The sequence below is a fragment of the Paenibacillus sp. FSL F4-0122 genome, assembly GCF_038002845.1.
In the GTDB taxonomy this organism is placed as follows: Bacteria; Bacillota; Bacilli; order Paenibacillales; family Paenibacillaceae; genus Paenibacillus_AQ; species Paenibacillus_AQ odorifer.
Genome location: NZ_JBBODI010000001.1, coordinates 2,020,112 through 2,042,622, shown reverse-complemented (window position 1 = coordinate 2,042,622; position 22,511 = coordinate 2,020,112). Strand labels below are relative to the sequence as shown.

Sequence of the window (22,511 nt, the reverse complement as noted above, 5' to 3'; positions counted from 1 at the left end):
TCGATACCTAAAGATTCCACCTACAGATATGCGCCTTGCGATGTTATACATGGTTTTGTTCACTCCAATTCATCACTTCGTCTCTTCTAGGAAAGAGTTAGTCACTTTCCCTAACAGGCGAATCTTAATATCCATCTTTACGCTTATTGGAAGGTTAACAAAGGTCTCATCCCAATTGTTTCGCAGTTTCTTCCACGCCTGCGGGTTAGAACGATGGATGATTTCGCCGAATCCAAAAATATCGCTTTTGTATTCATTCTGTACCTTTTTAATAGTAGTTTTAAATAAATTTTGGACTTTTTTATTGGCGATTTGTTCTAATTCGGTGATAGTTTTTGTGTCTGTCAGTTCTAGATTTCTACACTGAACCTCTCCTATATCTGATTCTATATGTTGCTCAATACTGACTTCTGGTTTGTCACTATGGATGCTGCCTTTCATTTTGGAACGGGCTTCAAATACATCAAGCGAAACCTTTTTACCTTCGGGACATTGGATATAGAAAACAGTGCTCTCAACTTTATTGGTTAAATAGTTATACACTTTTGATTCCTCAGGATTTAGCCAACCAATCAATTTGTCCTCCTTGAATACGGCCAATCCGGAGTATTTCAATTCTGTTGGAGAGTCTACCGTTTCAACATTATTCGGAGTTTCTCCTACATCTAGACTCCCCTCGATGACAACACCTGTTAAGACTGGATTCTTACCCCTACTCACAAGTTCTGTAATTAGTGTTCCTAATGTCACAGTAGATGTAGGTGCCCAATTTTTCTCCGAGCTTTCCAGACTGAAAAACAATCGCACGGCAGGAATCTTTTCAAGACTGGTTAATATTTTCAACGCATCTTCTGCCTTTGCATCCTTTGCTACCACTATAAAATAATCATTTCGCGTATCGGTATCTCTTGACATGAAATCAAGAACATCACTAATTCCCTCTTTAGCCAAATCCTCGCCAAGGACTAGGATTCGTAAATGAGAGATATAAATTTTACGTGGACTAACGGTTGTGATTTTCCTAAGGGCTTCATATACGGTATGCCCCGTCGCTTTGTAAAGGTTGACTGGTGCCTGAGGAGAGCCTCCCTTTGAGCCAGCGATTTGACTGGGTAAGACCACTTGTGCAGAAACTTGATATTGATCTCCAATTTTATCGATACCTATTCCTACAGCAATCGCAAGATCATTTAATTCTCGGCGGCTCCAGCAACCTGTTACAAATATTTGCATGAGAATAAGAACACAAATCAGAAGCGATCTTCGTTTCATGGTTTAATCCTCCGTTAGATCTTTCGGTATTCATGACTCCCAGCCCATCTTTAGCTTCTAGATTTTAAGCCTTTGCTCAGTGCCCTTCGAAACATCCCCACACCTAACAACACCAAGGGTAGAAATAACCCGAAGGTTATAACATAGTACACCCAATAATTATCGAATACTTTGTTGTAATAGGTGTAATTTGGCGCAATAAGAGGTGCTAGTGTAACCAAAATTAATCCTGTGGGTAGAGTTAGCACTCGGTACTCTTTTAGTTTGAATAATTGAGACAACCCCAGAACGAAAGCATAGAAGTATAAGGTAACTTCTATAAACAAGGTTAACATCCAAAGTAGTGCTATCATGGCTTCCACCCGCTCGAAGAAACCACCAACGGATATGCGCCTTGCAATGTTATAACTGGGATAGATATCCCTGGTTGTCAGATCCGGACCCAGCACTAATATGGAAATAGTGATTGTCAGGAAGATAATAATACCGCCTAAGAAACAGCCCTGTAATAAGCCTTTGGTTATCTTTTGTTGTTGGTGTACATAAGGGAGAAACATTAGAAAAACAACCGGTTCTAAAAAGGTGTAAGCCGTAATGGAAATAGACCCTCTCACCACTGGTTTTATGCCATCCTCCAATATGGGCAGTAATCGGACAATCTCCATCTGAGGAATAATTGCGACCGTCAGAATCAGAAATAGGATAATAATCATAGGTGTAAAGATCTCTCCAGCTCGTCCTATGACTTCAATACCTAGTCGTGTAGCCATAATCACGATCACCATGAATAAGATTAAAACAGCCGGAATAGGGGTTCTCGGTAATATTTCGGATGTAACGAACTCACTGAGTTCTCGCATGCTTCCAACGGTGACGATAAGAAAATACATTAAGGTCAAAAGCGATAGAATAGTCCCAATCCATTTTCCAAAAGCCTTTTGAATCGCCTCAATAAGCGTTAGTTTGGGGTACAACTTTGCGAACTTGCTGTACATATAGATGGCTAGTAGACCTACGATCATGCCAATTAATGCGGAAATCCAGGCATTTTGTCTGGCGTAGTGTGTAGTGGAAGGGGGGATTACGAGAATGGAGTCCCCGATCGTAAGGAACATAACCAGTATGGTAAGCTGGCGAGTACTTATTTTACCTTTTTCGAGCATGGCTTTGTTCACTCCAATTTATCACTTCATAGGTCAAGGTTTCAGGGGCTATTCCTCTGTGAGATCTCCCGGTTTTTCCGGTGGTGTGCTCTTTTCCCGAACGATATTTTTTTTATTGATTAGCCTAGGGCGGGTAAACATAGCCCAATGCGGCATTCGGAAAAAGGTGTCCTTTTGATCGGCGAGATTATAGGGAGCAAACGGGCTCAAATAAGGAACGCCAAAGGAACGTAAGCTGCACATATGAAGAACTATCGCAATAACCCCGATGATGATTCCGAACAAACCAAAAGATGCAGCAAGGAACATCATCGGGAAACGGAGCATTCTGATGGTCAGGGCAAGATCGAAGGATGGCAGCACAAAGCTGGAGATAGCAGTAATAGCGACGACAATAAGCATGGCAGCAGAAACAATGCCGGCATCAACTGCCGCAGTCCCAATCACCAGGGTGCCTACAATGGATACAGATTGGGCTATGGTTTGAGGCATTCGTACACTTGCTTCCCTTATAATCTCGAAGGCAAGCTCCATTAAGAGTGCTTCAATAAAGGCTGGAAGCGGTACGCCCTCCCGTTGTGCGGCTAGACTGATCAGCAGGGTTGTGGGCAGCATCTCCTGATGAAAGGTAGTAATAGCTACATACAAAGATGGGGCTAGTAGTGAAATAAAAATACTGAAGTATCTAAGCATCCGTACTAAGGTGCTGACATCGGCACGTTGATAATAATCTTCCGCTGTCTGCATGAAGGAAACGAACAAGGTAGGGACCGTCATTACTATAGGAGTCCCATCTACTAATATGGCTACTTTTCCTTCCATAAGAGCAGCAGCTATAACGTCAGGACGTTCCGTATGATGGATGGTTGGAAATGGGGTATAGGTTTCATCCTCGATTAATTCTTCGATATAGCCACTTTCCAGGATACCGTCAATGTCGATCCGATCTAAACGTGAGTGTACTTCTTGCAGAATCTCATCACTAACAATGCCATTGATGTACATGAGGGCTACGTCTGTCTGTGTTACACGTCCAATTTGCTGTGTTTCTAACCAAAGATTGGGGTCTTTTATTTTCCGCCGGATTAATGCGGTATTCGTGCGTAAGCTCTCTGTGAAGGCTTCCTTTGGTCCACGAATCACCGTTTCAGTGGCACTTTCCGTTACGCCACGGTCTTTCCAGTCACGCATGCCTATGGTGAACCCTTTGGTATATCCATTGAGTAAGAGGATCACATCTCCGGATAATAGAGAGGTGAATAAAGAATTGAACGCCGTCGCATCTTTAATATCCCCTACAGTGAGCATGTGATCTTTTAATAATTGATAGTTGGCTGTTTGTGTATCAAGATTTGGATCTGGAAGTTCTAAGATTAGGGATTCCAGAATGAAATCCTGAATAGCTTTACTATCCGCCAATCCATCTGTATAGAAAATAGCTGCTTTAATCTGGTGTTTGGAACCAATAAAGAATTCTCTAATCACAAGATCTGTACTATTGCCGAGTGTTGTTTTTATATATTGAATATTATCTTGAAGTTTTTCTTTAATAGGTTCCTTAGGTAATTCTTTAGTGGGGTTGGGGTGCCCTAATGAAGGGTTCTTAAAAACTTTTGTTATTGTTCTGTTCAGAAATCCCATTGTTGTTATCCCTCTTCCGCTGGTGCTGTAAATATAGCTATTACCATAATGAGGGGGGATTATTCTAAACCATGGATGGGTTCATACACACCAAAAAAGCCGCAGAGAGATTCTCTGCGGCTAGCTAGAAGCGCTTAATTAAGACTTTAAGACGTCCAATCGTTATATAGATGCTTCTCCGTTAGGATAGACAACAACTGAATACCAACCTCATTATGGCCACCTTCAGGGATGATCAGGTCAGCGTATTTTTTGGATGGCTCGATAAACGCTTCATGCATGGGTTTAACTGTACTCAAATATTGATGATGGATCGACTGGATGCTCCGTCCACGTTCTTCAATATCTCTAAGGACCCGGCGGAGAATACGTACATCAGGATCGGCATCTACGAATACCTTGATGTCGAGCATTTCACGGAGATTCTCGTCAGAAAGGACGTGGAGTCCCTCAATGATTACAATATTGTTTGGCTTCAGCTCTACCGTCTCTGTAGTGGAGCGGGCATGGACTGTAAAGTCGTACACGGGAGCGAATGCGGTCTGTTCTTCGCGCAGAGATTTAAGATGCTCAATGAGCAGCTCGTTATCGAAAGCGAAAGGATGATCGTAATTAATGGATTCACGTTCAGCAAAGCTGAGATGTGAGTGATCCTTATAGTAGTTATCTTGAGATATGAAAGTTACCTTTCCCGTTCCAAGACGGTCAATGACGGAGCGGGCTACGGTTGTTTTTCCCGAGCCGGTGCCGCCGGCGATACCAATAATGAGCATGTGATTCAATAACCCTCCCTAAGATTGCCGTTGCAATTCCAATATTGTAGCACAGCGCTCATGTTTTTTCACCTTAGATCGGGTAAAATTAAGATGGGATTTTTGGAAATTCGTCTATATTAGGGACAAGGCAAATCCGGAAGGGGTTATTCAACGAATGAACGGAAAAAAATCAGTACAAGAGGCTTTTAATGAAACGGCCTATCGAATCGCAGGGAATGGAAATAGAGATGTGCAAGTGTTGAAGGAAGCCTTGGCAGCCGTAGAGAACAGTATGGCATCTGATATCTATGGAACGGGCGAAGTGATTGAAGATTTCCAGACGAAAATGGCGAATATCCTGGGCAAAGAAACCGCAGTTTTCTTTCCGAGCGGAACGATGGCGCAGCAAATCGCTTTAAGAATCTGGTGCGATGAAAAAGAGGTGAAAAAAGTAGCCTATCATCCCTTATGCCACTTGGAGATTCATGAGCAGGATGGCATGAAGGAATTACATCATATTGAGCCTATCTTGCTTGCGGATAAGGACCGATTAATCACTTTGGAGGATGTGGCGAATCTAAAGGACGATATCGCTTGTCTGTTGCTGGAATTACCCCAGCGCGAGATTGGTGGTCAGCTGCCAGAGTACACGGAGCTTGAAGCTATTTCTGCTCATTGCCGTGCACGCGGCATTAAATTGCATTTGGATGGGGCGAGATTATTTGAGATTCTTCCGTATTACGGGAAGTCAGCAGCTGAAATCTCTGCACTCTTTGATAGTGTGTATATATCCTTTTATAAAGGAATTGGAGGAATCGCCGGGGCAATTCTTGCAGGCAGCGAAGACTTTACGAAGCAATCAAAGATATGGAAACGGCGGCATGGTGGAGACTTAATCAGCTTATATCCGTACATCATTTCTTCTGATTATTATTTCCGGCAAAGAGAGGGCAGGATGCAGCAGTATTATGAAGGCGCGAAGGAGCTTGCTGCTTGGGTTAATCAATGTCACGACGTAACCACTCTGCCCGCTCAACCTGTCTCCAATATGTTTCACATGCATTTTCAAATGTCTAAGGAACAAATTGAACCGATCCTGTCAGCGGTGTATGAGGCGACAGGAATCGGTTTAAGCGCGGGTATAAGAGCTACCGGGGAACATACTTCTTATTGTGAGATCAGCATTGGAGACAAGTATGCCGACATCCCAAAAGAAAAGCTTAGAGAGTTTTTTCTGCTGCTCGATAAGCTAATGAGCGAATCATCTGCCGAGTAGCGTACGGAGTAAGGAGATTCGTAATAATTGTTTTTTAATAAGCTTCATGCGAAACTCATTTTTTAATTGATTGTAGATCAGCGGGCAATGGTTAAGCGCCCAATGGTACATGAATTTAAAGTCTGTAGCATCTTTTGCAGAATTTAATAAATAGTATGAGATCGTATCGTAAGCATTATGGTTGAACCATTCCGTCATTTCCTGTGCGTTATATCCATATTTCTGCACGGCCATATTCTTAATGAGTTTCTTTTCTTCCAGATTCTCAATTAAGAATCCTTGGCTCAGATTAAAGGTGATATTGTTCCCGTGTATTCTGTACACGCCGGCAATCACATCAATGAAGCCCGCATCACCTACCAGCAGGGAACGCAAATAGATGGAAGCATCGTTGACCATATTCATATCTAGGATATCCATAGCCATTAAGGCCTCTCGTTTAAAAACAGTAGTTAAAGTAGAGGCGGGTTTTGGATATCCTTTTTTCTCAAAATTCATGAAATAATCGCGTTTCTTAATAATGCTGCTAAGCTGCAGATTGGAGATTTTTAGTTGTTTGGCTTTGGAATACTCCAGGAACACATTCGCAGCTACAAATGAAATTTCGGGATGAAGGAGATGGAAGCGGACCGCTTTACTGAAATAATTCATGTCGATCAGATAATCATCATCATCGAGAAAAAGAACATATTCCCCATCACCATGTGCAGCGAAAGCTTTTCGGCGATTATTTCCAGGTCCGCTATTGGTAGCATTGCGCATGTAAATGACCCGTGGCTCCACCCCAAAGTGTTGCTGCATTAACTCTTCCGTGCCATCTGTAGAACAATCATCAATCACTGTAATCTCTTTATTGGGATAGTCCTGCATTAAGATACTTTGGATCGCTTGGTATAGGAATGCTTTTCTATTATAGGTAGTGATAATGACACTGATCTTGGGGGAATCGGCTAAGGACTGGACCGTTGGATAGGAAATTTCCGTATCCGAAATGCGGCTTTCCATTTTAACCAACCCCTGAATTAAACCTGCGATATCGCTGGCAACAATGCTGAATTGTTCAGATAAATAGAATTTCAAGGTATCCTCTGAAGCCCTCCCCGTGAGATAAGCATGAATAACCTCAGATAAGGTTTCCAGATAAGGTTTGATTTGTACATTTTGTTCTTGATCTATGATCTGGCGGCATCTTTGCAATAGTTCTGTATCATCTATTTGGATGGTGGGTGAATGGTTTATTTCATCATTTAGGTCATTTAAAAAGACGTAACAGGCTTGCTGCAAAACCTCGCTATGATCCATTTCCAGTCCTCCTGTTGTGTTATTTGGATAAACCACTTACCTCAGGCTGAGCGTTAATTTTATTTTTGAGTTTATATCGATACTTTTTGAGATGTTCCCATGTATAGAGGAAGACTTCCCGTTCCATTAAAGAGCCGATTACGAAATATACAGGCAAGATCACAAATCCTAGAAGTACACCCCAGATCATAAGCCCCAGATAGGAATGGATCGGGATGTCGATGGCAGTCGTGATGAGAATAATACCTACAAAAACTACTGCATTCGTAAGCCATCTTCTAAAAGTGACCCATGGACTGCGTGCCAGCAAATGTTTGCTGGCATAGATTACAATATCTATGGAGCGGTATAAGAGGGCAGCTATCGTTCCCATTAGTACACCGTAAATTCCCATGAAGATTACGAAGACAATAGAAGCCACCAGATTAATGGCGGATTCCAGAATGGAACGGTTTTGTGTTTTTTTGAAATGTCCAGCGATGGTAATCACATTATTGGAAGACGTTCTGGCATTGGTTAATAATTTGATGACTACGAACAGGATCGGCAGCCACATATCAATGTAATTCACGTCGTTTACCCCAGCGGTATACAATTTCATAAAGGGTAAAATCAAAATGTAAGCCACCGTTAGAATCGAGAAGATAAGCCCCATGAAATACACTTCGTACGCATCATAAAATTTAATAAATGCTTCTTTGCTCTCATGGTAGCTTTGCCCGAGGGCAGCCTTCACACTTCCGTTTATGGTCTGGACGATATTATCCACGATCGTAAAAATCATATTGTACATAACATAGATACTGACGATTTTTAGATTCGTAAAGATGGTTAATATGAGTACGTCCGTATTTCTAAACACCAAGTAGGAGATTTCATGGACTAATACGGAATTCTTTTGGCCAATAGCTTCATAGTCTGGTTTGAGATTCAGGTTGATCCACTTGTAATTCTTATTCATATAAATATAGAAAGCGATAATTTGAAGTAAGGTTAAGATAAAATAGGAAGCTTGAACGGCAATAATGTCCACACCTTGCAGTAATAACAGAATCCGGATCAGGCTGTTCATAATATTAGCCACAGTGACAATAGAAGTCTCTACATAGCTTTTTCCCTCCGCAGCGAGCAGGACCTTGAATTTCCCCTGAAAATAATAATTGATCGCTCCGCCCATCCCTGTAAGCAAAATTATGACCATAATCGATAATTTATCGATCTCAGAAGAGATCACCAGCGGGTACACGATGGCGAGTAGCAGTACGGCGAAGAAATAGTAAATGCCTGTTTTTTTATAATAGCTGGAGGTGGCAGCCAGAATAGAGTTGATATTGTTTTTATTATTCGAAGCTACCGGCTTATAAAGCGCTTGGATTGAGGCCGCCCCAACACCTGCTTCCAGCAGCGCCAAATAACTAATAATCTGCACAATCGAAGCGATCAACCCATTGGCCTCAGAGCCATAGTTGACCATTATCAGTCTGGGTATAAAAAAACCGAGGATGATCGTGATGAGTTGACTTCCCAGTCCAAAGGATAAGTTAAGAATGCTCCGCTTGGCTTTCATAACGAATCCCCCTTTCGTAAAGCGATAAATACGTATCTAGATGCTCGAAATGCCTTTCGGCTTGTTTTGCTTGCAGTGTGACATCCATAGAGCAGGTGATCATACTTTCAAAAATCTGTGCAGGCTGGACCTGTTCCAGCGTATTGAAATCGGCATACAGACCTGTGAACCCAACATCTTCCATTACGTTGATCATTTTTTTGCTGTAGGCTACGGGGAATACCGGTTTATTAAATACCCAGCCCAGAATCATTGCATGGAATCTTGAAGCCACAATAGATCTGGCATTAGCTAACACGGACAATACTTCTTCCATGTTCGTTTTATATAAATGCACTTGCATAGCATCCTTGTAGAAGGGACCGATAAGGCGCTGAATCTCTTCAATTGCCAGTTGATCGCCTTCGTGTTCGCAAAATGACATGAAATGAACCGCGTAACCTTTTTCAATGAAATAAATTGCGAGTTCTTTCATTTTTTCATAATAGAGGTTGTCAAAACCGTTCAGACCTTTCGCAGAAGGTTTAATAACGGATAAGACGATGTAATCCTCCGGTTCGTTTGGAATATCTGGCGGGTCTAGCTGAAAAATAATATCTGGGGCTAAGCGGACATTATCCAGATCCTTAAATAAATCATAAGAGTACTGTTCTCTGAAACATATATCTGTATAATCCTTGAAAATCCGCTTGTGCTCATCATAGTATTCTTGATTTGTAAAAGGACCAAAATTAGATCCTAACAGATAGTAAGGCTTATTTTGATTACGAATGACTTCTGCATTCTTGAAATGCTCTGCCCAGTGGTCTGCCTCCATGAAAATCGAGCCGCCGATATGAACGACGCCATCTGAGTGATCTGCCAGATATTTGTGAGCCACATTATGTATCTTTAGCTTCCTGCAAATATAGCCAATGCCTCTTAGAAGAAGGGAATCGGAAGGATACACTTTGAGGTTAGGGAGCTCTTTGAAACATAGTTTATAGAGGCGTGGTGCGCAGATTCTGAATCTGGTATCCGGATATCTTTCGCATAGCACCTTAATGAATAGATCATCGCCCAGATTAAATTCAGTATAGGCGTATATCAGCATTTTTTTCATATTCTAGATTCCTTTCGGGTTCCGTTCCCTTTAAGTAGGTTTCGCTTGAACCTGGATAAGCCTCTCTCCACAGAGATGAATCTGTGATATAGAAGCGGGGAGATTAAAAATGTTCTGATATAAAGGGTTAATCTGCGATTATCTCCTCTATAACGTCTTATGAGTTCATCCATTTCTTGATTGAGCTTGGGATAGGTATGGTTGATGTCACGAAGTAATTCCTGAATGCTTACCCCTTCCGTACCATTTAGACAGGTTTTGAGGTTGAAAAAGTAGTTCTCAATCAGCTCCCGGTTCATTAACAATGGGGAGATCGTATCTAGTTCAGCAAAGGGATAGGTTTTGAAATATTCATCCACCCTTTTAAAAGCATCCACTACATCAAATTTATTCACGTTATAGCTGTTGGAGATGGAGGAGTTTCTCTGTAAATAAAAGGATAGTATATCCGGGATTGAGATGACTCTGGCCGCTCTGGACAAGGCTTTGTAGATGAACTCTTGATCCTCTCCATTCACACAGCGTTCTGTATAACCTAGCTCGTGGAGAAGTAGGAATTCTCGCTTATAAGCGATACTCCCTGTCCATATTCTCAAGCTCTTGTTCACGAAAATCCGCGCCAGTGCTTCACTTCCCGTCACGTCGCTGAAATCAGAGGTACAGCTCAATAGAGTTTCTCTGCCTTCGGAGACATGATTATAACCCCAGCAAATAATCTCGGGTTGTTCATCTTGGGTATAAGACTGAAGGGTTGAGACCAAGTCTGCGGAGACATAATCGTCTCCATCTACAAAAAGAACATAATTACCTGTGGCTTCAGCTAAACCCCTATTTCTAGCCGCGCTTACTCCATGATTCTCCGTTCGAATGACTTTACAGAAAAGGCCGGGATTACGCGAAAGAATCTTTTCTATAACGTTGTAAGTGTTATCCGTAGAACCATCATCTACGATGATGACCTCGAAATGCGGATCGCTTTGGTCAAGGAGTGAATTGAATATAGGGGTTATATACTGCTCTATATTGTATACCGGGATCACAAGGCTTAGATTCATGGGCTCGCTCCTTTCCTGTGTAAAACGGGATGATAAGCTATCTTAAGCTTACCCCTCGTATGAAAAGATTGTATATACTACTTTAGTTTACTTATTGCTGGCTCTACTCGTTGTAGCATCATGTGAATAATAATTATTACAATATGTAAAATGAAAATATTATGGTTTGGTTTAACATAGATAGAAAGCCAACAAAACGTTCGAAGCGGAGGGATCTGGGATGCAGCTGCAAAAAATATTCGTGAACGGTGAGAGACTGAAGAATACAATCGAGGCATTTGCCGATTATGGGCGTACAGATAAAAATGGCGTGACCCGATTATCGCTGACCGAAGAGGATATTAAAGTTCGGGAGTATTTTCGTGCCTGTTGTGAAGAGCTCGGAATGTCTGTGAAGATGGATGATATGGGGACGATGTATGCCACATTGGCAGGCGAAACTTCCGGGCCTCCGATTGTGATTGGCTCGCATATGGATACTGTGAAAAAAGGGGGCAGATTCGATGGCGTCCTAGGGGTTATCGCGGGTCTAGAGGTTGTGCGGACGCTTGTAGATCACGGGATTAAGCCGAAGGTTCCGGTGACGATTATGAATTTTACGAATGAAGAGGGGGCACGTTTTGAGCCATCGTTGATGGCCTCTGGTGTGCTATCCGGAAAGTTTGATAATAGTGTTATGTTGAACAAAAAGGATCCAGCGGGCATTAGCTTTGGTGAAGCGCTGGAGAAGAGTGGATATAAGGGAGAAATGAGCAATCGTATCACCGAAGGCACCGCTTATTTGGAGCTTCATATCGAGCAAGGGCCTGTTCTTGAAAAAGAGGAGCTGGCGATTGGGCTGGTTGACTGTGTAGTTGGTATGGCCTGTTACGAGATTGAGGTGACGGGAGAATCCGATCATGCGGGCACAACCCCCATGGCGATGCGCAAAGATGCTTTGTTTGCTGCCACAGACCTGATTATTGAGCTGCGGAGCAAGCTGGGGGCGCTCGATTCCGAGCTTGTGTATACCATGGGCAGAATGAATGTGCTTCCTAATATCCATACCGTCATTCCCAATAAAGTGATTTTCACTATTGAAGCCAGACATAAAGATATGGAGATTGTGCGTGAAGTGGAAGCCATTATTAACGGTTTGCCAGAGCAACTGCTGGGTTGTGAAGTAAGCAAAACTAAGCTTTGGGGCCGAGATACGGTGTGGTTTGATCAGAATGTGTGTGATTTGGTGGAGCAAGCGGCTCAAACCTTAGGTTATTCCAGTCGAAAGATCGCAAGTGGTGCAGGGCATGATGCACAGTTCGTAGCCAGCTTTCTGCCATCCGCAATGGTGTTCGTGCCTAGCGTGAATGGTAAAAGCCATTGTGAAGAGGAACTAACCTCTTATGAAGACTGCGAAAAAGGGGTAAATGTAGTGTTAGAAACAGTGATGTTGTTATTATCAAGATAGTCCATGTAACTTAATATAACATTATGCGATATGGTAGTCGCTTTAATTTCATACAAAATCGTCAAAAAGGCACTCTATAGGGTGTCTTTTTTTATGAGATAATAAAGATGGTTGTGTTGAGTACCAAAGTAGTTAAAGATTAATGGGCAGTTAAGTCTGATCCTTTGTGTAAAAACACAATCATGGTAGATAATATTTTAATTTTTTAACAAAATGGGAATGCTAATCATATGTTATTATTCTTTACATAAGGGATCTACATTAGATGGGAGAGATGAATGATGATTATCGGAGTACCTAAAGAAATTAAAAACAATGAAAATCGTGTTGCCATAACCCCTGCGGGTGTAGTTAGTTTAATTACTGAAGGTCATCAAGTGCTCGTAGAAGCTGGAGCCGGTGTGGGCAGCGGATTTCCTAACGAAGAGTATGTCTCTGCCGGAGCACAACTGATTGAGGATGCAGCAAAAGTCTGGAGCTCCGCTGAAATGGTGATGAAGGTAAAAGAACCATTGGCAACGGAGTACCCCTATTTCCGTCCAGGCCTTATTCTATTTACGTATCTTCATCTTGCTCCAGAGCCTGCCTTGGCTGCTGCGCTTAAAGACAAAGGTGTCTTTGCGATCGGATATGAGACGGTTGTTCATGGACGCACCTTGCCGCTGTTAACACCGATGAGCGAAGTAGCTGGCCGGATGTCCGTCCAATTGGGAGCGCAGTTCCTGCAAAAGAACTACGGCGGACAAGGTATTCTTCTTTCCGGTGTTCCTGGCGTTAGCCGAGGTAAAGTGAGTATTATTGGCGGCGGTGTAGTAGGTACTAATGCAGCTAAAATGGCTATTGGCTTAGGTGCAGATGTTACGATAGTTGACCTCAGTGCGGAGAGACTACGTCAATTAGACGATATTTTTGGAGCACAGATCAATACGTTGATCTCTAACCCTTATAATATTGCCAAAGCAGTGGCTGAAGCCGATCTGCTGGTAGGCGCCGTGTTAATTCCGGGTGCCAAAGCACCGAAGCTGGTTACCGAAGAAATGGTCAAGACCATGAAGCCGGGATCGGTGATTGTCGACGTGGCCATTGACCAAGGTGGCATTGTAGAAACCATCGACAGAGTGACGACACATGATAATCCCGTGTTTGTGAAACACGGCGTGCTGCATTATTCCGTCGCTAATATGCCGGGCGCTGTTCCTAAGACCTCAACTATTGCCTTAACAAATGTTACAGTTCCATATGCCCTGCAAATTGCCAATAAAGGTGTGATCAAGGCGATTCAGGATAATGACGGCCTAAGAAGCGGCGTGAATGTAGCCAATGGCAGAATCACCTGCCAAGCTGTTGCCGAAGCGTTGGGTGAGACACCTTATTCGGTTGAGCAAGCCATGGAGCAGACATTCACATTGATCTAAAATAGACACGTTCCATAATGGAATGAGCCAAACAGCAAGCTCTCTGCGGGGAGCTTGCTGTTTGGCGTTTCTTGCGGAGGAGATCGGGTGGAAGTTTGTCAGTACGGTATTAAAGTAAATAGATTGCGTTTCAGTGTGATTAGATACATTAGATGTTTGCTCGTGTGGTGTGATGGTGGAAAGATTACGTAGTGAAGTTGGTTGGAATCCGAACAGAACTGGCTAGTTCCGGCTGTATCCGGTTAGATTTGTTTAGATCAAGCTAATTTTGATTAGCTTTTTCTTCTGCGACGGTGAAAGCTTTGATGAGAGATGTTTTAGGGAAATTCTCCCTAAAAAAACGAAAAAATAGCTTTAAAATGCTGTTATTAGGGAATTCCTCCCTAAAAAGCGAGGAATACGCCTGTTTATACGCAAAACGGAAGAAAATCAGGGAGGATTTCCCCAATTATGATCGTGTGATGCTTAAAGTGCAGAATATTAGGGAGGATTTCCCTAATTATGATCGTGTGATGATTAAAACACAGAATTTCCGGGCGATGTTCCCTAAAAACCATCTATAACATTCGGTAAACACCAACAACTATTAAACCTTCCCAAACACCCGACAAAACTCCCCACAAAACTTCCCACACCACCCCCAACAAAACCCCCACCAAACATCCCCGTCCCAAACACCTTCCTCAACTAGCCGATCTCGTCCCTCACCTAAACCAGCTATTTATCTTATAGTCAGTTAGGGGGATGCATACTATAATGAAATCACTCTAGAGTACAGGATTTGGTTATTCTTCAGGTGGGAGTGAAGCTAGTGACAGATAAAGATCCATTATTTGATCGTTTTTTCGACAGTATGGAATCATTGGCGGATACGATAAGTGAATCGCTACAGTCTCAAGTTACCATCGAGGACAGCAATCATCATGTGATTGGCTACAGCTCGCATGAATTTGAGAGTGACTCCGCGCGGATTTCAACGATTATCGGGAAGCGTGTACCTAACGCTGTGATTATTGGCTTGCGCAAAAAAGGGATTATGCAGCAGCTGGAGAGCGCGGCACATCCCATTCGAATTCCTGCGGTGCTGGAGGTGGGACTTGGTCCCCGGCTGGCCATTTGTATCAAACATCAGAAGGAAATTCTCGGGTACATATGGGTAGTAGATACAGGCAACCTGGTAGAAGGGCATGCCGAAAATATCGTTGAGAAAGCGGCAGGTATCGTAGGCCGTTATTTACTTAAGCAGCGAGGCTGGAAAACGAAGCAGGATAAAACGCATGAGGATTTTTTCTGGAAGCTGATTACCTCCCACTACGACAACGAAGCAAATATTAAAAAGGATGCGGAATTTTGGTCCATTCTTTTGCCGGAAAAATATTATATTAGCGTGTTTGAGAGTGACAAGGTAATCGATGATCATTTAATACTCCGGTTTCGGCAGGTTATGGCTTCTTATTCCGGCCTGCAATTATTATTTCTGACGGCTGAGCACAATCGGCTGATTATTTTGTTTTCCTTCAGCTTTGTGATCGAGGGGGCGGGTGGATTATCTTCATTCCTGCATAAAACAATGGAGGATATGTATAAGAGTGAAGGCTGCACACTGGCTGCTGGCTGTAGTCTCGATTACACTGAATATATGTCCGCGGCTATTGCCTATTGGGAAGCGGTATCCATTGTGGAGATCAAAAAGCTGCTGCCTTTTCATGGGCGGGAGCTGCTATTGTACGAGGAGATTGGATTTTGGGCATATATACCGGCTATTATGGAGCAAAAGCGCAGTCGAATTCGTAAAAGCCCGTTGCTATATCCGCTAAAAGAACATGATCGCGAGCATAAAAGTGATTTTCTCAAAACCATCGCTGTCTATTTATCATTAAGCGGCAATTTAAAGGAATCCGCGGCTTTTTTACATATACACACTAATACATTGCTTTATAGATTAAACCGAATCGCAGAGATTACGGGCAAAAGCTTGAAGGATACGGGTTATCGGACTTCTATTTTCCTCGATATTTTGACGGAAGAGACACGGCAGCTTAACCAATGGTTTGTCGATGCCTGGGAATCATGAGAATTAAGCACCAACCCGGTGACGAACACGTACAATAACCTATATTTAGAACCTATAACATTGGAGGGACTAAGCATGGTGAAGGAAGTTCGTTCACCCGATGCCCTTGACTTTGAGCGCAAAATGAGAGAAAGCATCGTGGAATCGGCTGAAGCTTTAAATGAAAGTGGAGTGGATTTTGCAACATTTGATGATTCCCGCTGTAATCCGCTGTTTTGGACACGTACAGAGATTGGTGGACTTCAGCTGAACGCTGGCGTGGAACCCACAGTGGGGATTAAAGATATTTTTCGGAATGGACATTTATATGCCTTCGAATGCGCGACAGCCATGGTTATTGTTTTGTATAGGGCGACAATTGAAGCTATAGGTGAAGGAGCCTTTAATAAGTATTTTAAGGACTTGTTCTTATGGGACTGGAATTATGACGAGAATTTACGCTTAATCACAAACTACAACAAGGACCACACGCAGCTGGGAGACGTTGTATATTTCAAGAATCCCGATCATGCTCCGAGCAAGCCAGAATGGCAGGGCGAGAATGCAATTAAGCTTGAAAATGATCTGTTCTACGGCCATGGCATAGGGATTACTACTGGAGAGATCATCATAGACTCTCTGAATCAGGAAAGAGTATATGGGAGTGATATCTCGGCCTATTTAACGGATGAATCGGTGCATCCAGACTTTAATTACTTACAGCGGTTATCTGCAGGAACGGTTTTACCGGCAGCCAACAATAGAAGCTTCCGATACACTGTATGTTCAAGAATAGGGTCTAGAAACTATATTTATAAGATCTAGCGTCTGCCTATTGTATACTTACTGAGCAATGCAAAGAGAGGGCACTTTTGTATTGTTCATTTTTTTATTCACAAAAGAAAGGGATAGAGCTTCAGATAACTCTGAAAACTCTATCCCTCTTTTTTAATTAAGGACTACCACGTCGTTTCTAATTTGTTATAGCTCAATAAAATCGTTGCGGAATTTCTCGAAATCAGATTTTCTGCATTCCAGCTCAAGGCGTGTGCCTGTTTCTTCATAGCTAGTAGATTGAACATGGGCATGTTCGTTGAAATATGAGACTACATTACCCCGATCAAATGGAACCAGAATCTCACACTGGACATAGTCCGTAAAAACATGGCTGCGGATCAGAGCGGTAAGTTCAGCCATTCCACTATTTTGCTTGGCGGAAAGGTAGACATTGTCACCTTCAATTTGCGGGTAAGGCAAATCAGTCAGATCAGCCTTATTATAGGCATAGATCGTTGGAATCTGGTCAGCGCCGAGTGCTTTAAGCGTCTCATCCGTAACCGCCATATGCTGTTGATGCTGCGGATCGGAAATATCGACTACGTGAATCAATAAGTCCGCTTCGGTAACCTCTTCAAGAGTGGAGCGGAACGCTTTGACCAGATGATGGGGAAGCTGGCTGACGAATCCGACAGTATCTGTTAATAAAAAGGTTTTGTGATCAGGCAGCTCAATGCTGCGAACCGATGTCTCTAGTGTAGCGAACAGCATATCCTTGGCGAATACTTGTTTATTGGAACCTGGATGGTAAGTCTCTACCATGACATTCATTAAGCTGGACTTTCCGGTGTTCGTATAGCCTACAAGGCAGACGACGGGAACTTCATTTTTATGCCGTTGTTTCCGCTGGATTTGACGTCTTGCTACTTGTTGCTGCAGTTCAACCTGTAAAGCAGTGATCCGCTCTTCAATTCTTCTGCGGTCCAGCTCTAGCTTGGTTTCACCCGCACCTCTGTTTTTAAGTCCAGCTCCGCCACCTTGTCTGCCCAGCGACTCACGAAGACCTGTGAGGCGCGGCAGCATATATTGCAGCTTGGCTACTTCAACTTGCAGCTGTGCTTCCTTGGTCTTCGCTCTTTCCGCAAAAATATTCAAGATCAGAATGGTCCGGTCAATGACCTGACGGTCCAGTGCGGACTCCAAATTGCGGATCTGTGAAGGTGACAGTTCGTCGTTAAAAATAACAATAGGAGCATCGTGTGCTTCTAAAAGTGCCGATAATTCCTCGATTTTACCTGTCCCGATATAATGGGAGGGGTTAATTCGACTTGCCTTTTGACTAAGCTCTCCTACGACTTCAAGGTCACAGGCAGCTGCCAGATTGCTCAGCTCTTCCATCGAATAGGCGAAATTCGTTTCGTTCTGAAGCTGGACACCGACTATAATTGCTTTTTCTCGTATTTGTTCCATATATTTATTCATCCTCCAATAGTAAATAATAAACGCAAAAAAACACAGGCAATCTGCCTGTGCTTACGGTTCGTTAGAGGACGTCAGAGTTAGGGCCTTCCATAGGTAGAATGAATTAAACAACAGTCCAGTCGCAGGGAAGAGGCACTTTGATCCCTTGCGAGCAGCAGTTGGCTAATCGGCTTCTATGGATGTTCAATTCTTAAAGGAATGGAGGTGAAGAGAATCCTCCCTACACGCTGTTGTTAAATTATCGGGTTACCTTTAAAAATGGGTAGACCAATCCTGAGTCCTCTGCACATGGGCAGAGCTTTAGCGCTATTCAATTAGCCGCGCAAAGTTCTAACTCGGATAAAGTCTATCACACGTAACCCTCCGTTCATAAAAAGTTAAGTCGAGTTTACCACATTCGTTATTTAGTGGCAAATCTCTATTTAGGCTCTGGAACATCTCTTGTATTTTAATTACATCCAATAATTCTAAACAATGTTTACATATCATATATGAATTGATATATAGGAGGTGTGATGACATTGCCTGTTCTGTCCACAAACACCATTATTAATTTACCTGTCGACGGTACTCGGCCAATAGATCAAGTAGTGATCAAAGTTGTTAACAATGGATCGGCTGGCGCGTTTTGTTATATTACGGGCTTATCCAATAGTGTCAGTCCCCAGGCCATTTTTGTTGAAGAGTTATTTGAGCTGCAATATCAGGAGACCTTAAGCAAGACCTATGTCATGGTAGAGGATTTATTCCAATTTAATTTTGTATATTCGCAGGAGCAGATGAAGATTCAGGTTTTTCTTGTTGATGTGGACGGTGTATGGACCGCCGTTGATCTTGAAGTGTTTCAAGTGAGCCGGATAACTTCGGAAATACGTGATAACGTGTCCGTTACATCGACTGACTTCGCAGCAATCAGCTTTATGAGGCGTCCCGGCTTTGCTATTCCACAAGGTCTTGCGGCTGAGATTCGACCGGCGGCTTTAGATGTTATGTCCAAAAGACCAGTGCGCTATATGATCCTTGCAGGCGGGACACTTGATGGGACCTTCGAGAATTATCCTACACCGACTACGAATATTCCTGCCACGGACACGGCACTGCTAGTGAACTATACCTGCACTACGGTCACGGGTGGAAAAGTTATTATGCAAGGTACAGGATCAGGGATTTCTGGTGCGTATGCGAATCTGGCGGTCAATTTGCTTAATGAGCGACTCTCATACGAGTTCCATGATGAACCTGTCACATTGGTGGTAAACTCCCTCTCGGGCGGGGATGATCTCGCAGTCACCTTTAAAATGTCCGAGCAATGGTAATTATTCTTGTGAAAAAGAAACATTCGCATCTACGCGAATGTTTCTTTTTCTAGTCATTTAAGTCTCTACGCAAGGTAAAGAGATCTTTCAGAGCCTCAGTGGACAGCTCGGTAATCCAGCCTTCTGAGCTGGAGATCACATTGTCGCTGAGCTGCTGCTTATTCTCCAGCATTTCATCAATCCGTTCTTCGAGTGTACCCAGGGCGATGAACTTATGCACCTGGACATCACGAGTCTGGCCCATGCGGTAAGCGCGGTCAGTTGCCTGATTCTCCACCGCTGGATTCCACCAGCGGTCGAAGTGGAATACGTGATTGGCTGCAGTTAAGTTCAGGCCAACTCCCCCAGCTTTGAGTGAAAGGATGAATACATTCGGCTGATCAGACGGCGGTGCGTCTGGACGTGTAGACCCATCTTCCGCAGCAGGGGCTGGTGTCTGAAACCGCTCGATCATACGGTCGCGCGCCTGTTTGGAGGTGCTTCCGTTCAAATAAAGGACAGGTTCGCCCAGCTCCTGCTGGAGAACCGCCTGAAGCATTTTTCCCATACCCACATATTGAGTAAAAATCAGGCAGCGCTCGTCTTCCGCGCGCAGCTCCTTGACCATATCCAGCAGTCTTTCGAGTTTGGAGGAACGGTTAATAAGAAAGCTGGTATCCAGCTTGTTGTCCGTATCCAGTTCAGGGATAGCCTCTTTTGTTACAAGCATCGGGTGATCGCATAGCTGCTTAAGCCCGGTCAGAGCTCCAAGAATTGCCCCTTTGCGCTCAATGCCTTCCAGCTTCTTCATCCGTTCCAAGAGTCCATTTACGGTCTGATCGTAAAGCGCTGCTTGCTCGGCAGTCAGATGAACATAGGTTTTCATTTCGTTTTTATCAGGTAGATCGAGCTGTATATTAGGGTCTTTTTTCTTGCGGCGCAGCATGAAAGGTTTCACTAGATTTTGTAGGTCCGCTGTACGTTTCGCGTCGTGTTCCTTCTCAATAGCATTCGTGAATCGGTCATTAAAAGACTTGGCGCTGCCCAGATAACCTGGGGTTATAAAATCATAAATGGACCACAGCTCGGATAATCTGTTCTCTATAGGCGTCCCTGTTAAGGCAACCCGGTGTAGTGCTGGAAAACTACGTACAGCAGCGGATTGTTTGGTTTGGGCATTTTTGATATTTTGAGCTTCATCCAGGCAGATCGTCGCCCAAGTGAATTCCTTCAGCAGCTCCTGGTCAAGCGCGGCAGTCGCATAAGAGGTGAGTACCACATCGGCTTGCGAAGCTGCGCCATAGAAGAATCCTGCGTCCAGACGGCGGCTTCCGTAATGAAGCATAACATTCAACGAAGGCGCGAAGCGTTGCAGCTCCTTCTGCCAATTGCCTAACACGGAGGTCGGGCAGATGATCAATGAAGGCCAACCTGGTGGGTCGGTCTGCCGCCGGGCTGAGCTTGCATCCGTGTTCTCTTGGATGTGTAGCAGATAGGCGATGAGCTGTACTGTTTTGCCTAGTCCCATATCATCGGCTAGGCAGGCCCCCAGCCCAAAGCGGCGCAGAAAGGTCAGCCAAGCGAATCCTTCATGCTGATAGGTGCGCAGCTCCGCCTTAAGGCTTGCAGGTACGGGCGGCTTAGGCCATTCTGAGCGCTGGCCCAGCTGACCGATAAGGCTGATCAAATGCTCGTTCAGCTCTACCTCCAGACGCAGACGCGCGGCATCCTCTTGCAGCTGCTCTTCCGTAGCTTCAGAGTCTGCCTCTTCACCAGCTCCTAGCAAGTGGAGCTGAAGCACGTCTTGGAAGGACAAGCCTTGCGACTTGTCCATTCCCGCCATGGCTCTTTGGATTTGCGCCAGCAGAGCCGGATCGAGTGAGACCCATTTGCCCTTGAAGCGGACGAGCCGTTCCCCTCTTGCGACCAGCTCGGCAAATTCGGCCTCAGTGAGATCCGCGTCGCCGATGGAGATGCGCCAATCGAAATCGATGATCGAATCGAGACCGAACAGCGACTCACCGCCGCTGCGTTTGTCTTCGCCGGAGCTGATCTTTGCGCGCAGGCGCGGCTTTTTCCGGCTGGCGGCTTCCCACCACGCCGGCAGCAGCACTTGCCAGCCTGCTTCCAGCAGCCGCTGGCTCTCGGCCGTCAAGAACCGCCAAGCGATGGCATCGCTGAGCGGTTCGGCCAGCACATCGCCGCCCGCCGCGAAGCGCTCGGGCGGCAGACTGCCGCGGAGGCGCTCCAGCCATCCCGCGGCCCGTTCATGCACGTGAGCCGACCACGCGGCCGGCCACAAGCCGTACGGCTCGCCGTTATCGGCGAGCCTGATGGGAACAAGCGCGGATTCATCGCGCTTGTCCTGAAGGATCAGCTGCAGCCGCCAATAGGATTCATCCTCATCGGGCTCCAGCAGCTGTAGCGCGGGCCGGAAAGGCGCGGTGTCCGCCTTCCAGCCAATGGCGATAAGCCACGCGGCGGTATCCATGCCCGCTGCAAGTGCTCCGCTTCTATCGAAGAGAAGCGGGAATTCGCTGCGGAGGTCGCCGGCCTCGGCCTCCGTGCTGTAATAGCGCTGCGATACGGCGGCAGAGAACGCCGCACGTAATCCGCGGCTAAATTCGCTGCCGCCATTTAGCGCCTCAAGGGCTCCCTTAGCAGTGTCACTGTCCACTGCCACCTGCGCAAGAGCCCCTTCGTCCCAAGTCCATTGCAGCCTCCCGGCGCGGTAGGCTGAGATGTCGGGAATATACTGTTTGTGCTCCAGACATATTGCCAAAAGTGGCGCCAGTTCTGTGAGCTGGGCGGCATCGCCCTCCCAGCTCCATTCGATATGCGCCAGAAGCTTCTGCTCGGCAAAGAAGGGGATGACCTGCTCAGCAGGAAGAATCACTAGCTCCACGCCT

General features: G+C 44.6%; 18 protein-coding genes. 8 read left to right on the top strand and 10 right to left on the bottom strand.

From position 1 onward, the window contains the following. Window positions 1-72: 72 nt before the first annotated feature. The 4 genes from MHH49_RS08620 to udk all read right to left on the bottom strand — a co-directional run bounded on the left by MHH49_RS08620 (window position 73) and on the right by udk (window position 4,849). A complete protein-coding gene (locus MHH49_RS08620; RefSeq protein WP_076107318.1) occupies window positions 73-1,272 on the bottom strand; it encodes a Ger(x)C family spore germination protein in 1,200 nt (399 codons plus the stop codon). Between the two features lie 50 nt (window positions 1,273-1,322). After that, the gene (locus MHH49_RS08615) at window positions 1,323-2,435 is read right to left on the bottom strand and encodes a GerAB/ArcD/ProY family transporter (protein ID WP_341138101.1); all 1,113 of its coding nucleotides are present in this window, start codon (window positions 2,433-2,435) and stop codon (window positions 1,323-1,325) included. 48 nt (window positions 2,436-2,483) lie between these two features. Then, window positions 2,484-4,076, bottom strand: coding sequence for a spore germination protein (locus MHH49_RS08610; protein WP_341138100.1), 1,593 nt, complete (start codon window positions 4,074-4,076; stop codon window positions 2,484-2,486). Between the two features lie 146 nt (window positions 4,077-4,222). Then, window positions 4,223-4,849, bottom strand: coding sequence for a uridine kinase (gene udk, locus MHH49_RS08605; protein WP_036687251.1), 627 nt, complete (start codon window positions 4,847-4,849; stop codon window positions 4,223-4,225). A gap of 157 nt (window positions 4,850-5,006) precedes the next feature. Here udk and MHH49_RS08600 point away from each other — a divergent pair, with 157 nt between their 5' ends. Next, window positions 5,007-6,107, top strand: a complete 1,101-nt coding sequence (locus MHH49_RS08600) for a threonine aldolase family protein (RefSeq protein ID WP_076141424.1) — start codon at window positions 5,007-5,009, stop codon at window positions 6,105-6,107. Here the strand turns inward: MHH49_RS08600 and MHH49_RS08595 are convergent. From MHH49_RS08595 to MHH49_RS08580, 4 genes are read right to left on the bottom strand one after another with little or no spacing between them, the layout of a single operon-like run. After that, the gene (locus MHH49_RS08595; RefSeq protein WP_341138099.1) at window positions 6,093-7,409 is read right to left on the bottom strand and encodes a glycosyltransferase family 2 protein; all 1,317 of its coding nucleotides are present in this window, start codon (window positions 7,407-7,409) and stop codon (window positions 6,093-6,095) included. The two genes, MHH49_RS08600 and MHH49_RS08595, sit on opposite strands and share 15 nt — an antisense overlap. Window positions 7,410-7,428: 19 nt before the next feature. Further along, window positions 7,429-8,976 carry a sugar isomerase gene (locus MHH49_RS08590; RefSeq protein ID WP_341138098.1) on the bottom strand — a complete coding sequence of 516 codons (1,548 nt, stop codon included), beginning with the start codon at window positions 8,974-8,976 and terminating at the stop codon, window positions 7,429-7,431. Further along, window positions 8,951-10,078: a polysaccharide pyruvyl transferase family protein gene (locus MHH49_RS08585; protein ID WP_341138097.1), complete on the bottom strand. Its 1,128-nt coding sequence runs from the start codon at window positions 10,076-10,078 to the stop codon at window positions 8,951-8,953. Before MHH49_RS08585 ends, MHH49_RS08590 begins: the two co-directional genes overlap by 26 nt. Further along, complete coding sequence (locus MHH49_RS08580) at window positions 10,075-11,133, bottom strand: glycosyltransferase family 2 protein (protein WP_341138096.1); 1,059 nt, start codon at window positions 11,131-11,133, stop codon at window positions 10,075-10,077. Before MHH49_RS08580 ends, MHH49_RS08585 begins: the two co-directional genes overlap by 4 nt. A 220-nt stretch (window positions 11,134-11,353) precedes the next feature. Between MHH49_RS08580 and MHH49_RS08575 the strand changes: the two genes are divergently transcribed. The 4 genes from MHH49_RS08575 (at window position 11,354) to MHH49_RS08560 (ending at window position 16,873) form a co-directional block, all read left to right on the top strand. Then, window positions 11,354-12,580, top strand: a complete 1,227-nt coding sequence (locus tag MHH49_RS08575) for a Zn-dependent hydrolase (protein WP_341138095.1) — start codon at window positions 11,354-11,356, stop codon at window positions 12,578-12,580. 281 nt (window positions 12,581-12,861) lie between these two features. Then, on the top strand, window positions 12,862-13,995 hold the full coding sequence (ald, locus tag MHH49_RS08570) for an alanine dehydrogenase (protein WP_038568222.1): 1,134 nt from the start codon (window positions 12,862-12,864) through the stop codon (window positions 13,993-13,995). An 811-nt stretch (window positions 13,996-14,806) separates the two neighbouring features. Continuing rightward, window positions 14,807-16,069, top strand: a complete 1,263-nt coding sequence (locus tag MHH49_RS08565) for a PucR family transcriptional regulator (RefSeq protein WP_036687266.1) — start codon at window positions 14,807-14,809, stop codon at window positions 16,067-16,069. A 75-nt stretch (window positions 16,070-16,144) separates the two neighbouring features. Further along, on the top strand, window positions 16,145-16,873 hold the full coding sequence (locus MHH49_RS08560; RefSeq protein ID WP_038568230.1) for a hypothetical protein: 729 nt from the start codon (window positions 16,145-16,147) through the stop codon (window positions 16,871-16,873). A gap of 156 nt (window positions 16,874-17,029) precedes the next feature. Here the strand turns inward: MHH49_RS08560 and hflX are convergent, their stop codons facing one another. Next, window positions 17,030-18,295: a GTPase HflX gene (gene hflX / locus MHH49_RS08555; protein ID WP_036687269.1), complete on the bottom strand. Its 1,266-nt coding sequence runs from the start codon at window positions 18,293-18,295 to the stop codon at window positions 17,030-17,032. A 527-nt stretch (window positions 18,296-18,822) separates the two neighbouring features. On the opposite strand from hflX, the gene MHH49_RS08550 reads away from it, so the two are divergent. After that, window positions 18,823-19,623 carry a hypothetical protein gene (locus MHH49_RS08550; RefSeq protein ID WP_038568234.1) on the top strand — a complete coding sequence of 267 codons (801 nt, stop codon included), beginning with the start codon at window positions 18,823-18,825 and terminating at the stop codon, window positions 19,621-19,623. Between the two features lie 49 nt (window positions 19,624-19,672). On the opposite strand, the gene MHH49_RS08545 is transcribed toward MHH49_RS08550, so the two are convergent. Next, window positions 19,673-21,799, bottom strand: coding sequence for a DEAD/DEAH box helicase (locus MHH49_RS08545; RefSeq protein ID WP_445253114.1), 2,127 nt, complete (start codon window positions 21,797-21,799; stop codon window positions 19,673-19,675). A gap of 78 nt (window positions 21,800-21,877) precedes the next feature. Between MHH49_RS08545 and MHH49_RS31155 the strand changes: the two genes are divergently transcribed. Continuing rightward, window positions 21,878-22,027: a hypothetical protein gene (locus tag MHH49_RS31155; RefSeq protein WP_370510716.1), complete on the top strand. Its 150-nt coding sequence runs from the start codon at window positions 21,878-21,880 to the stop codon at window positions 22,025-22,027. A 336-nt stretch (window positions 22,028-22,363) separates the two neighbouring features. Continuing rightward, the gene (locus MHH49_RS31150; RefSeq protein WP_341070298.1) at window positions 22,364-22,501 is read left to right on the top strand and encodes a hypothetical protein; all 138 of its coding nucleotides are present in this window, start codon (window positions 22,364-22,366) and stop codon (window positions 22,499-22,501) included. Window positions 22,502-22,511 lie beyond the last annotated feature (10 nt).